This window comes from Streptomyces sp. BK340, from assembly GCF_007827595.1.
Classification (GTDB): domain Bacteria; phylum Actinomycetota; class Actinomycetes; order Streptomycetales; family Streptomycetaceae; genus Streptomyces.
Map to the genome: position 1 here is coordinate 162,479 of NZ_VISR01000005.1, position 14,826 is coordinate 177,304.

The window sequence follows — 14,826 nt, forward strand, 5'->3', positions numbered from 1 at the left end:
CGAACGATCTCCACAGGCTGTGGACGAAACGGAGATCCACAGACTGTGGACGAAGTTTTCCACGGGAAGCCCACAGGCTGAGGCCGGTTGTCCCCAGCGAATCCCGGCTTCTCCACATGGCTGTCCACTGTTCGGCAACGCGGCGCACCCTCTCACCGCGCCGAGTGAAAGCCGTCACACGAAGCTGCCGGATTGGGGTGTGGGAAACGTGGGTAAACCTGGGGACACAGCTGGGGAGAACTGCCCTCGAGCTGTGGGCGGTGTGTGCAGAACTTTCTGTTCTCCACAGAGACCCCTGGTTGTCCACCGCCTCCACCCACAGGGTCAGTGGACAAAATTCGTGCTCTGAGCTGGGCAAACGTGGTTATCCACGGTATCCACAGCCCCTACTACTACTCCCGACTAGAGAGAGCTCGGAATCCGTTTCGAAGCGGGACCTGTGCACAACTCGCGCTCTCGAGCCCGGCTGCCCCTCGGAGCGACTTGACCCCGACAGGCACCTACTGTCAGTGCGGTGCGTCAGACTGGTCCCCGGTGTCCCGCCCTTCGCAGTGGGCGGTGACACCGAGTCGGAGGACTCAGTAGCAACAGCAGGAGGCGGCTTACGGTGAAGATCCGGGTGGAACGCGACGTACTCGCGGAGGCAGTGGCGTGGGCAGCACGCAGCCTCCCGGCCCGTCCGCCGGCGCCTGTCCTCGCCGGCCTCCTGCTGAAGGCCGAGGACGGCCAGCTGAGCCTGTCGAGCTTCGACTACGAGGTCTCCGCTCGGGTGAGCGTCGAGGCCGAGGTCGAGGAGGAGGGCACGGTCCTCGTCTCCGGCCGGCTGCTCGCCGACATCTCCCGCGCTCTCCCCAACCGCCCGGTGGAGATTTCCACAGACGGTGTACGGGCGACCGTGGTCTGCGGCTCCTCGCGATTCACACTCCACACCCTGCCTGTGGAGGAGTACCCGGCGCTGCCGCAGATGCCGACCGCCACGGGCACCGTCCCCGGCGAGGTCTTCGCCGCCGCCGTGTCCCAGGTGGCCATCGCCGCCGGCCGCGACGACACGCTGCCCGTCCTCACCGGTGTGCGCATCGAGATCGAGGGCGACACGGTCACCCTGGCCTCCACCGACCGCTACCGCTTCGCGGTCCGCGAGTTCCTGTGGAAGCCGGAGAACCCCGACACCTCCTCGGTCGCCCTGGTCCCGGCCAAGACGCTGCTGGACACCGCCAAGTCGCTCGGTGCGGGCGACAGCGTCACCCTGGCGCTGTCCGGCTCGGGCGCGGGCGAGGGCCTGATCGGTTTCGAGGGCGCGGGCCGACGTACGACCACGCGTCTGCTCGAGGGCGACCTGCCGAAGTACCGCACGCTGTTCCCGACCGAGTTCAACTCCGTCGCCGTGATCGAGACCGCCCCCTTCGTGGAGGCCGTCAAGCGTGTGGCCCTGGTCGCCGAGCGGAACACCCCGGTGCGGCTGAGCTTCGAGCAGGGCGTGCTGATTCTGGAGGCCGGCTCCAGCGACGACGCACAGGCTGTGGAAAGGGTTGACGCGCAGCTGGACGGCGACGACATCTCGATCGCCTTCAACCCGACGTTCCTGCTCGACGGTCTGAGCGCCATCGACTCCCCGGTGGCCCAGCTGTCGTTCACGACGTCCACCAAGCCCGCGCTGCTCAGCGGCAAGCCGGCCCTGGACGCCGAGGCGGACGAGGCCTACAAGTACCTGATCATGCCGGTGCGGCTCAGCGGCTGAGCCGCGGCCGCCGGTATCCACAGGACAAAGCCCCAGGTGAGGGCATACGTATGAGCGCGTATGCCCACAGCTGTGCGTGAGGGTCCGGGACTAGGCTCGGACCCGGGTACGCAGGTGCCCCACACGCCACACAGCAACCTAAGGAACACAACTGATGGAGCTCGGTCTCGTCGGCCTCGGCAAGATGGGCGGCAACATGCGCGAGCGGATCCGCCGCGCGGGCCACACCGTCCTCGGATACGACCGCAACGCCGACCTCGCGGATGTCCACAGCCTCGAAGAGCTTGTGGGCAAGCTCAGCGGTCCGCGTGTCGTCTGGGTGATGGTCCCGGCAGGCGAGGCCACGCAGTCCACGATCGACCGGCTCGGCGAGCTGCTGGAGCCCGGCGACGTGGTCGTGGACGGCGGCAATTCCCGCTGGACGGACGACGAGAAGCACGCCGAGGAGCTGGCGGCCAAGGGCATAGGCTTCGTCGACTGCGGTGTCTCCGGCGGCGTCTGGGGCCTGGAGAACGGGTACGCGCTGATGTACGGCGGCGACGCCGAGAACGTCGCCAAGGTGCAGCCCGTCTTCGACGCGCTCAAGCCGGAGGGCGACTTCGGCTCGGTGCATGCCGGCAAGGTCGGCGCGGGCCACTTCGCGAAGATGGTCCACAACGGCATCGAGTACGCGATGATGCAGGCCTACGCCGAGGGCTGGGAGCTGCTGGAGAAGGTCGACTCCGTGGAGAACGTCCGCGAGGTCTTCCGCTCCTGGCAGGAGGGCACGGTCATCCGTTCCTGGCTGCTCGACCTCACGGTGAACGCGCTGGACGAGGACGAGCACCTCGACCAGCTGCGCGGTTATGCACAGGACTCCGGTGAGGGACGCTGGACTGTGGAAGCCGCCATCGACAACGCGGTGCCGCTGCCCGCGATCACCGCGTCGCTGTTCGCCCGGTTCGCCTCCCGCCAGGAGGACTCGCCGCAGATGAAGATGATCGCCGCGCTGCGCAACCAGTTCGGCGGCCACACCGTAGAGAAGAAGTAATCCACAGGGTCGCTCCGCGATCCACAACCCTGGGGGAGGTCGGCGAACGACCATGCACCTCACGCATCTTTCGCTGGCCGACTTCCGCTCGTACGCCCGGGTCGAGGTCCCGCTCGACCCGGGCGTCACCGCCTTCGTCGGCCCCAACGGGCAGGGCAAGACCAATCTGGTCGAGGCGGTCGGCTATCTCGCCACCCTCGGCAGCCACCGCGTCGCCTCCGACGCCCCCCTGGTCCGCATGGGCGCCGAGCGGGCCGTCATCCGGGCGCAGGTCAGACAGGGCGAGCGGCAGCAGCTGGTCGAGCTGGAGCTGAACCCCGGCCGGTCCAACCGCGCCCGCATCAACCGGTCCTCGCAGGTCAGACCGAGGGACGTGCTGGGGATCGTACGGACCGTGCTGTTCGCTCCGGAGGATCTCGCGCTGGTCAAGGGGGATCCCGGTGAGCGGCGGCGGTTCCTGGACGAGCTGATCACCGCGCGTTCGCCGCGCATGGCGGGCGTGCGTTCGGACTACGAGCGGGTGCTCAAGCAGCGCAACACGCTCCTCAAGACCGCGGCGCTCGCGCGCCGGCACGGCGGCCGCTCCATGGACCTGTCCACGCTCGACGTGTGGGACCAGCACCTCGCGCGCGCGGGCGCCGAGCTGCTCGCCCAGCGTCTGGACCTGGTCGCCGCGCTGCAGCCGCTGGCCGACAAGGCGTACGAGCAGCTGGCCCCGGGCGGCGGTCCGGTCGCGCTGGAGTACAAGCCGTCCGCGCCCGGCGAGGCGCACACCCGCGAGGACCTGTACGCCCAGCTGATGGCCGCGCTCACGGAGGCGCGCAAGCAGGAGATCGAGCGGGGCGTCACCCTGGTGGGCCCGCACCGGGACGATCTGGTTCTCAAACTCGGTCAGCTGCCCGCCAAGGGCTACGCCTCCCACGGCGAGTCGTGGTCCTACGCCCTCGCCCTGCGCCTGGCCTCGTACGACCTGCTGCGCGCGGAGGGCAACGAGCCCGTGCTGATCCTCGACGACGTGTTCGCCGAGCTGGACGCCCGCCGCCGTGAGCGGCTGGCCGAGCTGGTCGCGCCCGGCGAGCAGGTGCTGGTCACCGCCGCTGTGGACGACGACGTACCGCATGTACTGGTCGGCGCCCGCTACGCGGTGGCCGACGGGACGGTGGAGCGCGTATGAGCACCGACGAACCCACCCCGAAGAACCCCGGGAAGTCTCCGGAGCCCTCCGGTGTCGACCTCGCGCGCGTGGCGTTGCGCGCCGCGAAGGAGCAGGCGCGCGCGCGTGGCGACGCGGCGCGGCAGAAGAAGCAGGCGCGGCGCGGCGGCGGTCTGCGTTCGGGCGCGCGCGCGGACGGACGCGACCCGATGGCGCTCGGCGCCGCGATCAACCGGCTGCTGAACGAGCGCGGCTGGGAGACGCCGGCCGCGGTGGGCGGGGTCATGGGCCGCTGGCCGCAGATCGTCGGCGAGGACCTGGCGAAGCACTGTGTGCCGCAGCGGTACGACGAGGACGAGCGGGTGCTGTCCGTGCAGTGCGACTCGACGGCGTGGGCGACCCAGCTGCGGCTGCTCGCCCCGACCCTGGTCGCCCGGCTCAACGAGGACCTCGGACACGGCACGGTCCGGCTGCTCAAGGTCAACGGTCCCGGCGGTCCCGCCCGGCGCTACGGCCCGCTGCGGGCTCCTGGGAGCACGGGCCCGGGCGACACCTACGGGTGACGTACCTCACGTCGTGAGGTCGGCGCGTGGTGCCGTCGTACCCCTTGGCGCAGCGCTGTGCACAGGTGTGGATCGCGAGCTGACCCCCCAGTAGCCAAGGGTTGACGGCCCGAAGCGCTGAGTGGCGCTGTGAGCCCCTTGGAGCCCCCATCCGTATATCGGTACCCGGCCGAGACCGGTTCAGGGCGGCACATGAGGACTCAGGTACCGGCAAACCCCCATCACTGTCGGCGCTACCGGTAGACTGGAAGCCAATCCCGCCCCAATCGTGGGGACCGCCCGGGAAAAGCTGAGCAACTGATCAAGGCTTACCAACGCAACATGCCGCAGCCGCTCCGGCAACCCGCCGACGAGCCCGGCTCGTGCTGTGCCAGAAAGGGCGCTTCGTGGCCGATTCCGGCAACCCCAACGAGAACATCCCGTCCACCGACGCAGGCGTGACTTCCGAGGCCACCGCCTCCGCGTCGTACGACGCCAGCGCCATCACCGTGCTCGAAGGGCTGGACGCGGTCCGCAAGCGGCCCGGTATGTACATCGGCTCCACGGGCGAGCGCGGTCTGCACCACCTGGTGTACGAGGTCGTCGACAACTCGGTCGACGAGGCGCTGGCCGGGTACGCGGACACCATCGACGTGACGATCCTCGCCGACGGTGGCGTGCGCGTCGTCGACAACGGCCGTGGCATCCCCGTGGGCATCGTGGCCTCCGAGGGCAAGCCGGCCGTCGAGGTCGTGCTGACGGTCCTGCACGCGGGCGGCAAGTTCGGCGGCGGCGGTTACGCCGTCTCCGGCGGTCTGCACGGTGTGGGTGTGTCCGTCGTGAACGCGCTGTCCACGAAGGTCGCCGTCGAGATCAGGACGGACGGCCACCGCTGGACGCAGGACTACAAGCTCGGCGTCCCGACGGCCCCGCTCGACAAGCACGAGGCGACGGAGGAGACCGGTACCTCGGTCACCTTCTGGGCCGACCCCGACATCTTCGAGACCACCGAGTACTCCTTCGAGACGCTGTCCCGGCGTTTCCAGGAGATGGCCTTCCTCAACAAGGGCCTGACCATCCGGCTCACCGACGAGCGCGAGTCGGCGAAGGCGACCAGTGGTGCGGACGAGGCGGGCGCGGACGAGAAGGCCGAGGTCAAGACCGTCACGTACCACTACGAGGGCGGCATCGTCGACTTCGTGAAGTACCTCAACTCCCGCAAGGGAGACGCGGTCCACCCCACCGTGATCGACCTGGAGGCCGAGGACAGGGACAAGAGCCTGTCCCTCGAGGTCGCCATGCAGTGGAACAGCGGCTACAGCGAGGGCGTGTACTCCTTCGCGAACATCATCCACACCCACGAGGGCGGTACGCACGAGGAGGGCTTCCGCGCGGCCCTCACGAGCCTGATCAACAAGTACGCGCGCGACAAGAAGCTGCTGCGCGAGAAGGACGACAACCTCACCGGTGACGACATCCGTGAGGGTCTGACCGCGATCATCTCGGTCAAGCTCAGCGAGCCGCAGTTCGAGGGCCAGACGAAGACCAAGCTGGGCAACACGGAGGCCAAGACCTTCGTGCAGAAGGCGGTCTACGAGCACCTCAACGACTGGCTGGACCGCAACCCGGTCGAGGCCGCGGACATCATCCGCAAGGGCATCCAGGCGGCCACCGCGCGCGTGGCGGCCCGCAAGGCCCGCGACCTGACCCGCCGCAAGGGCCTGCTGGAGAGCGCGTCCCTGCCGGGCAAGCTGTCGGACTGCCAGTCCAACGACCCCACCAAGTGCGAGATCTTCATCGTCGAGGGTGACTCCGCCGGCGGTTCGGCCAAGTCCGGCCGCAACCCGCAGTACCAGGCGATCCTCCCGATCCGCGGCAAGATCCTCAACGTGGAGAAGGCCAGGATCGACAAGATCCTGCAGAACCAGGAGATCCAGGCGCTGATCTCCGCCTTCGGCACGGGTGTGCACGAGGACTTCGACATCGAGAAGCTCCGCTATCACAAGATCATCCTGATGGCGGACGCCGACGTCGACGGCCAGCACATCAACACCCTGCTGCTGACCTTCCTGTTCCGCTTCATGCGGCCGCTGGTCGAGGCCGGGCACGTGTTCCTGTCCCGTCCGCCGCTGTACAAGATCAAGTGGGGCCGGGAGGACGTCGAGTACGCGTACTCGGACCGCGAGCGCGACGCCCTGCTGGAGATGGGCCGTCAGCGCGGCAAGCGGGTCCGTGAGGACTCCATCCAGCGCTTCAAGGGTCTCGGCGAGATGAACGCCGAGGAGCTGCGCGTGACCACCATGGACATCGAGCACCGTGTCCTCGGTCAGGTCACCCTCGACGACGCCGCCCAGGCCGACGACCTGTTCTCGGTCCTGATGGGCGAGGACGTCGAGGCCCGCCGCGCGTTCATCCAGCGCAACGCCAAGGACGTCCGCTTCCTCGACATCTGAGTCGGTCTCAGCTGACCGCACCAGAAAGGATCTTCACCAGCAATGGCCGACGAGAACACTCCAGTCACCCCTGAAGAGGGCGGCGACAGCACCGTGCGCATCGAGCCCGTCGGGCTCGAGACGGAGATGCAGCGCTCGTACCTGGACTACGCGATGTCCGTCATCGTGTCCCGCGCGCTGCCCGACGTCCGGGACGGTCTCAAGCCCGTCCACCGCCGTGTGCTGTACGCGATGTACGACGGCGGCTACCGCCCCGAGCGCGGCTTCTACAAGTGCGCGCGCGTGGTCGGCGACGTCATGGGCAACTACCACCCGCACGGCGACTCCTCGATCTACGACGCCCTGGTGCGCCTCGCCCAGCCGTGGTCGATGCGGATGCCGCTGGTGGACTCCAACGGCAACTTCGGCTCTCCGGGCAACGACCCGGCGGCCGCCATGCGCTACACCGAGTGCAAGATGGCGCCGCTGTCGATGGAGATGGTCCGCGACATCGACGAGGAGACCGTCGACTTCACGGACAACTACGACGGCCGCTCCCAGGAGCCGACCGTCCTGCCCTCCCGCTTCCCGAACCTGCTGATCAACGGCTCCGCCGGTATCGCGGTCGGTATGGCGACCAACATCCCGTCGCACAACCTGCGCGAGGTCGCGGCCGGCGCCCAGTGGTGCCTGGAGAACCCGGAGGCCTCGCACGAGGAGCTCCTGGACGCGCTGATCGAGCGCATCAAGGGCCCCGACTTCCCGACCGGCGCCCTGGTCGTCGGCCGCAAGGGCATCGAGGAGGCCTACCGCACCGGCCGTGGCTCCATCACCATGCGCGCGGTGGTCGAGGTAGAGGAGATCCAGAACCGCCAGTGCCTGGTGGTGACGGAGCTGCCGTACCAGGTCAACCCCGACAACCTCGCGCAGAAGATCGCCGACCTGGTGAAGGACGGCAAGATCGGCGGCATCGCGGACGTCCGCGACGAGACGTCGTCCCGTACGGGCCAGCGCCTGGTGATCGTCCTGAAGCGGGACGCGGTCGCCAAGGTCGTCCTGAACAACCTGTACAAGCACACCGACCTGCAGACGAACTTCGGCGCCAACATGCTGGCGCTGGTCGACGGCGTGCCGCGCACGCTGTCCCTGGACGCGTTCATCCGCCACTGGGTGACGCACCAGATCGAGGTCGTCGTCCGCCGGACGCGCTTCAGGCTGCGCAAGGCCGAGGAGCGCGCGCACATCCTGCGTGGTCTGCTGAAGGCCCTGGACGCCATCGACGAGGTCATCGCGCTGATCCGGCGCAGTGAGACCGTCGACGTCGCGCGCACCGGCCTGATGGGCCTCCTGGAGATCGACGAGATCCAGGCGAACGCCATCCTCGAGATGCAGCTGCGCCGGCTGGCCGCTCTGGAGCGCCAGAAGATCGTCCAGGAGCACGACGAGCTCCAGGCGAAGATCAGCGAGTACAACGAGATCCTGGCCTCCCCGGTCCGCCAGCGCGGGATCGTCAGCGAGGAGCTGACAGCGATCGTCGAGAAGTACGGCGACGACCGTCAGACCAAGCTGATCCCGTACGAGGGCGACATGTCCATCGAGGACCTGATCGCCGAGGAGGACATCGTCGTCACCGTCTCGCGCGGCGGTTACGTCAAGCGGACGAAGACGGACGACTACCGGGCGCAGAAGCGCGGCGGCAAGGGCGTGCGCGGCACGAAGCTGAAGGAAGACGACATCGTCGACCACTTCTTCGTGTCCACCACGCACCACTGGCTGCTGTTCTTCACCAACAAGGGCCGGGTGTACCGGGCGAAGGCGTACGAGCTGCCCGAGGCCGGCCGGGACGCGCGCGGCCAGCACGTGGCGAACCTGCTCGCCTTCCAGCCGGACGAGGCGATCGCCGAGATCCTCGCGATCCGCGACTACGAGGCGGCGCCGTACCTGGTCCTGGCCACCAAGTCCGGCCTGGTCAAGAAGACGCCTCTGAAGGATTACGATTCGCCCCGCTCCGGCGGTGTGATCGCGATCAACCTGCGCGAGCGCGAGGACGGCTCGGACGACGAGCTGATCGGTGCCGAGCTGGTCTCGGCCGATGACGATCTGCTTCTGATCAGCAAGAAGGCACAGTCGATCAGGTTCACCGCCTCGGACGACACCCTGCGCCCGATGGGCCGCGCCACCTCCGGCGTCAAGGGGATGAGTTTCCGTGAGAGCGATGAACTTCTGTCGATGAATGTTGTTCGACCCGGTACGTTCGTGTTCACTGCCACGGACGGCGGGTACGCGAAGCGGACCGCTGTCGACGAGTACCGCGTCCAGGGTCGCGGCGGCCTCGGCATCAAGGCCGCCAAGATCGTGGAGGACCGCGGTTCTCTCGTCGGCGCGCTGGTTGTCGAGGAGAACGACGAGATCCTCGCGATCACCCTGTCCGGCGGTGTGATTCGTACGCGAGTCAACGAGGTCAGGGAGACGGGCCGTGACACCATGGGCGTCCAACTGATCAACCTGGGCAAGCGCGATGCCGTGGTCGGTATCGCACGTAACGCCGAGGCGGGGCGCGAGGCGGAGGAGGTCGACGGCGAGGATGCCGTCGACGAGACCGCCGAGGGTGCCGCGACCACCGGCACGGACGAGGGTGAGGCGCCCTCGGCCGAGTAGGCACGAGGAGTGAGTCATCGTGAGCGGAGCCACGGGCGCGGGATCGGCCGGTACCCCTGTGGGTACGGAGACGGACGGCGGCCGTGGCTCCGCCGCGCGTGCGGCGGACCCGCACACGACCCAACTGCGCAAGATCGAGGCAGGCACGACCGACTCGCCCTCGACCGACACGCATGCATCCCAGGGGGGAACTGTGACGGACACCCGCGGTCCGCAGACCCAGCCCGGCCCGGCCGAGCGGCAGCAGGCGTCCCCGCTGCCCGGTGAGCGGCGCCCCGAGTCCGCGGAGCAGCCCTACCACCCGCCGCAGGCCTATCCGGCGCAGACTCCCACCGGGGCCGTGCGCCGGCCGCGCACCGGCGCGAAGACCGCGCCGCGCACCCGCAAGGCCCGTCTGCGGGTGGCGAAGGCCGATCCGTGGTCGGTGATGAAGGTCAGCTTCCTGCTCTCCATCGCGCTGGGCATCTGCACGATCGTCGCCTCGGCGGTGCTGTGGATGGTCATGGACGCGATGGGCGTGTTCTCCACGGTCGGCGGCACGATCTCGGAGGCCACCGGTTCCAACGAGGCGAACGGCTTCGACCTCCAGGCCTTCCTCTCGCTGCCGCACGTCCTGACGTTCACGACGATCATCGCGGTGATCGACGTGGTCCTCGCGACGGCGCTGGCCACCCTCGGCGCGTTCATCTACAACCTCTCCGCGGGCTTCGTGGGCGGTATCGAGCTGACGCTGGCCGAGGACGAGTGACTCCACCTGCCGGGCTCTCCTGACAGTCCCCGGACAACCGATTTTGGGACTGCCGCCCTCGTGCGCTAATCTTCAGGAGTCAGCGCGCGGGACACACACCGCAGAGCGCGGCGGGGCTATAGCTCAGTTGGTTAGAGCGCATCCCTGATAAGGATGAGGCCACAGGTTCAAATCCTGTTAGCCCCACAGAAAGAAGACCCCCGGTCCACTTGGACCGGGGGTCTTCTGCATGTCCGGGTCCCTCTACGGGTTTCACGGTACGAAAAAAGGCCCGACCGCTGGCGACGGGGGATGCACCAGCGATCGGGCTATGGCCAAGGGTAACAAGGTTGAGCCGCTTGCGGGAGATAACGGGCCTGTTGGTTGGGGTAGTTGGCTGATCTTGATCGGTCAGTCGGCGCACGGAGGGTCGTACGACAGCCGCGGGAGGTACTCGTGCCACCGCTGCGGGGTCAGAACGTTCCTGGTCACCGCGCAGATGTGCTGGATCGCCGCGTCGGCGTCCAGGCGCCACAGGCGGATCGTGTCGGCGCCGCTGGACACCCCGAGGACGTGGCTGTCGGGGCTGAAGGACAGCCAGTTGCCCGTCTTGGCATAGGGGCTCATCGACTGGCCGATGGGCGTGGCCGACGAAGGGCGGGCGACGTTCCAGATCCGGACCGTGTTGTCGTCGCCGCCGCTCGCCAGGGTCCGGCCGTCCGCGGTGAACGTCAGCGAGGTGACCGCCTCGGTGTGGCCGGTGAGGGGGGCGCCGAGCGCGGTCGCCGCCCGGGGGTCGGTGACGTTCCAGAGCCGTACGGTGTCGTCGTCGCTGCCGCTGACGAGGGTGCGGCCGTCGGGGCTGTAGGCGAGAGCGTTGACGGGGCCGGTGTGCCCGGTGATCGGATGCCCGATCCGGGTGACGTGGCCGGGGTCGGTCACGTTCCACAGCCGGATGGTGAGGTCCGCGCTGCCGCTGGCGAGGGTGTGCCCGTCCTGGCTGAACGCGAGGGCGTTGACGTAACCCCGGTGGCCGGTGAGCGGCTTGCCGAGCGGGACGGTACGGGAGGGGTCGGTGACGTTCCACAGCTGGATGGTGCGGTCCTCGTAGGCGGTGGCCAGGGTGCGGCCGTCCGGGCTGAACGCCACCGTGTGGAAGCCCGCGAAGCGGGTGCGCAGGGCGATGGGCCGCCCGGCCAGGACCGGACGGGCCGGATCGGTGACGTTCCACAGGTACAGCGTTCCCGTCCCGTTCAGCACGGCGAGGGTGCGGCCGTCGGGGGAGAACATCATCGAACGGTGCCCGCCGTCCGTGCCCATGAACGGCTTGCCCAGCGCCACGGGCCGGTCGGGCGCCGCCACGTTCCACAGCCGGACCCTGCCGTCGCGCGCAGCCGTGGCCAGCACCTTGCCGTCCGGGCGGAAGGCCCCGCTGCGGCCGGTCATGTCCCGTGTCGGTACCGACCACAGGCGGACCTTGCTGTCACCGCTGCCGGTGGCGAGGGTGCGGCCGTCGGGGCTGAACCCCAGCGCGAACATCTCGCCGCTGCTGCCCGCGAGCGGAGCGCCGACCTGCGAGGGGGACGCCGGATCGCTGACGTTCCACAGGCTCGCCGTGCTGTCCGCGCTGGCCGCGGCGAGCCGGCCGCCGTCGGGGCTGAAGGCCACCGACCAGATGGGGCCGGTGTGCCCGGTGAGCGGTGAGCCGATCGCTGCCGCGTGCGCGGGGTCGGACACGTTCCACAGCCGGATGGTGTCGTCCGCGCTGCCGCTGGCGAGCGTGCGCCCGTCGGGGCTGAAGGCCACCGAGTGCACGATGTCCGTGTGTCCGCTCAGCACTGTGGGCAGGGCCTTGGGGTGACCCGGATCGGCGGTGTTCCACAGCCGGACCGTGTTGTCGTCGCTGCCCGCCGCGAGCGTGCGCCCGTCGGGGCTGAACGCGACGCAGCGCACCGCCGCCGTGTGGCCGGCCAGTGTGCGCAGCGGCTTGGGCCGGCTCGGGTCCGCCACGTTCCACAGGCGGACGGTGCGGTCCTCGCTCGCCGAGGCCAGCGTGTGTCCGTCGGGGCTGAAGGCGACCAGGTAGATCGTGCCCGTGTGGCCGGTCAGAGGCCGGCCCAGCGGCACCGGGTGGGCCGGGTCGCGCACGTCCCACAGCCGGATGGTGCCGTCGTCGCCGGCGCTGGCCAGGGTGTGTCCGTCCGGGCTGAAGACCGCGCTGCTCACCCAGCTGGTGTGTCCGGTGAGGGGTTTGCCGAGCGGCTTGGGGCGGCCGCGGTCGGCCACGTTCCACAGCCGGACGGTCCGGTCGTAGCTGGCCGTGGCCAGCGTCTTGCCGTCGGGGCTGAAGGAAGTGAGGTAGACGGCGCCGGTGTGGCCGAGCAGGGGCGTGGCCAGGGGCGCGTTCACGATCGAGATCAGACGGCTGTACGTCCCCTCGTCGCCCGGCCGCAGCCGGTGGGCCACCAGGTCGAGCTGGGAGGCCAGCGAGGGGTCCGTGTGCTGGACCCGGTCCGCCTCCGCGAGCACCTGTTCGAACACGGCGTCGTCCCGCTGCTGCCACGCCACCACCGCCGAACCGGCGGCCAGCACGGCGAGGACGACCAGTGCCGCCACGGCCCCGCGGCTGATCAGGACCGTCCGCCTGCGCAGCCGGACCGAGGCGGCCAGGAACTGCACCGCGCTGCGGGTCAGATAGGTGTCACCGGCGGACTTCGCCCAGCCGCGGGCCTGCTCCAGGCGGGAGCCGCGGTAGAGCAGCGAGCTGTCCCGGTTCGAGGCCTCCCAGGCGCGGCCGTCCTCCTCCAGCCGCTGGCGCACCAGATGATCGCTGCGGTCCTCGTCGATCCAGTGGCGCAGCCGGGGCCAGGCGTGCAGCAGCGCCTCGTGGGTGATCTCCACGGTCTCCGCGTCGAGCGTCACCAGCCGGGCGCGGACCAGGGCTTCGAGCGACTCCTCGGTCTTGCCGGGGTCCGCCGACTCCTGCGCCAGCTGGCGCCGTGTGCCGCGCCTGCGGGTGGCCTGGGTGTCCTCACCCAGCCGGACGAGCCGCAGCAGGAGCAGCCGGGCGGCCGTGCGGGCGGCCGGATCGAGGCCGGACCAGGCGCGCTCGGCGGTCGCCGCGACCGCGCCCTGGATGCCGCCGGCCGCACGGTATCCGGCCAGGGTCAGCCGCCCCGACTTGCGGCGCTGCCAGGTGGCGAGCAGGGCGTGCGAGAGGAGCGGGAGCACTCCGGCGTCGTGGGCGCCGCGCGGGCCGTCGGCGCTCACCTCCCGCACGATCAGCTCGGCCAGCCCCGGCTCCAGCTCGAGTCCCACCGCCTTGGCGGGCCCGGTCACCGCCTCGCGCAGCTCGGCCGTGGTCAGCGGTCCGAGCACCATGTGCCGGTGCTGCAGCGCGTCGGCCAGCTCCGGATGCACGAGGCACTGCTCGTAGAAGTCGGCGCGGATACCGAGGACCACGACGGCGGGCGCGGGACCGGGCGAGTCCGCAGGCGGGGTGCAGGCCGCGTGCAGGAACTGGAGGAAGGTGCGGCGGCCGGGCTCGTCGGGGCAGAGGGTGAAGGTCTCTTCGAACTGGTCGACGATGATCACCGGGCGGGTGGCCGGGCCCACGTCCGAAGGGGGCGCGGGGGATGTGTCCGCGGAGGTGGCCGTGGGGGCGGCCCCGGACGAGGTGCCCGAGGTGCCCGCCGCGTCCGGGGGTGTCCCCCGGTGTGCCCACACCGTGACGGCCTCGCGTACCGCCTCGGCGAAGTCCGGGGTGTCGGATCCCGGTGCCGCCGGGTTCCGTGCGGCGTCCTCCTCGGCCTGCCGCGCCTTCGCGGCGAGGGAGGCGAGTTCCGGTATGCGGCGGGTCAGTTCGCCGAGCGGATCGGCGCCCGGCACGAGCTGGAGCACGGCGTTCGGCCGGCCGCCGTCCCCGAGCGCGCCGCTCTCCACCGCCGGCACCAGGCCGGCGTTCAGCAGCGACGACTTCCCCGCGCCGGAGGCGCCGACGAGCATGATCAGGCCGCCCGGCCGCTCCGTCGCACGCAGCAGGGCCACGAGGGCCTCGGTGCTCCGCTCCCGCCCGAAGAACCAGCGGGCGTCCTCCTGGCGGTAGGGGGCCAGTCCCCGGTAGGGGCACACACCGCCGGCGACGGGCGGGGTCTCGGCCGGTGCCTGCCGGTCCTCCTGCGGGGGCGCCGAGGGGCGCTCGCCCGCCGGGTCGGCCAGCGCGCGCTCCCACAGGCGCTGCCACTGCGCGAGGTCGTACAGGCCGCCGGAGACGGGAACGGGCCGGGAGCGCCGGGCCTCCGGGATCAGGATCTGCAGGACGGCCGCGAGGGCGGCGAACTGCGCCGGTACGTTCTTGGCCCGCCGCCAGTCACTGATGCGCTGGGCGGACACCCGCACGGGGCGCCCGCGCTCGTCCACCCGCTGCAGCCGTACGACCGCCTCGGACACGCTCTTGAGGGGAGGGTTGCCCGCCTCCTTGTAGAGCAGAGCGAGACGCTCGGCGAAGGCCACGCGTGCCCCTGAGTCGGAACCCAAGGTCCCACCC

Annotated in this window: 8 protein-coding genes and 1 tRNA gene; 8 read left to right on the forward strand and 1 reads right to left on the reverse strand. The window is 70.1% G+C overall.

All coding sequences use genetic code 11. The features are described from left to right. The first annotated feature begins 607 nt into the window (after positions 1-607). From dnaN to FB157_RS12625, 8 genes are all read left to right on the forward strand, one after another. Entirely contained in the window at positions 608-1,738 is a 1,131-nt protein-coding gene (dnaN, locus tag FB157_RS12590; RefSeq protein WP_145878970.1) for a DNA polymerase III subunit beta, read from the forward strand. A 154-nt stretch (positions 1,739-1,892) separates the two neighbouring features. Next, positions 1,893-2,768 (forward strand): phosphogluconate dehydrogenase (NAD(+)-dependent, decarboxylating), encoded by an 876-nt coding sequence (gene gnd, locus FB157_RS12595; RefSeq protein ID WP_145878971.1) that lies wholly within the window; start codon positions 1,893-1,895, stop codon positions 2,766-2,768. Between the two features lie 52 nt (positions 2,769-2,820). After that, positions 2,821-3,942: a DNA replication/repair protein RecF gene (gene recF, locus FB157_RS12600; protein WP_145878973.1), complete on the forward strand. Its 1,122-nt coding sequence runs from the start codon at positions 2,821-2,823 to the stop codon at positions 3,940-3,942. Next, a complete protein-coding gene (locus FB157_RS12605) occupies positions 3,939-4,484 on the forward strand; it encodes a DUF721 domain-containing protein (protein ID WP_145878975.1) in 546 nt (181 codons plus the stop codon). The genes recF and FB157_RS12605 overlap by 4 nt, the downstream gene beginning before the upstream one ends. 362 nt (positions 4,485-4,846) lie before the next feature. After that, complete coding sequence (gene gyrB / locus FB157_RS12610) at positions 4,847-6,916, forward strand: DNA topoisomerase (ATP-hydrolyzing) subunit B (RefSeq protein ID WP_145878977.1); 2,070 nt, start codon at positions 4,847-4,849, stop codon at positions 6,914-6,916. A gap of 42 nt (positions 6,917-6,958) precedes the next feature. Further along, positions 6,959-9,553: a DNA gyrase subunit A gene (gene gyrA, locus FB157_RS12615; protein ID WP_145878978.1), complete on the forward strand. Its 2,595-nt coding sequence runs from the start codon at positions 6,959-6,961 to the stop codon at positions 9,551-9,553. 19 nt (positions 9,554-9,572) lie between these two features. Next, positions 9,573-10,301, forward strand: coding sequence for a DUF3566 domain-containing protein (locus FB157_RS12620; RefSeq protein WP_145878979.1), 729 nt, complete (start codon positions 9,573-9,575; stop codon positions 10,299-10,301). A 112-nt stretch (positions 10,302-10,413) separates the two neighbouring features. Beyond that, positions 10,414-10,487, forward strand: a tRNA-Ile gene (locus tag FB157_RS12625). Between the two features lie 204 nt (positions 10,488-10,691). On the opposite strand, the gene FB157_RS12630 is transcribed toward FB157_RS12625, so the two are convergent. Continuing rightward, positions 10,692-14,816, reverse strand: a complete 4,125-nt coding sequence (locus FB157_RS12630; RefSeq protein ID WP_145878980.1) for a WD40 repeat domain-containing protein — start codon at positions 14,814-14,816, stop codon at positions 10,692-10,694. Positions 14,817-14,826: the final 10 nt, after the last annotated feature.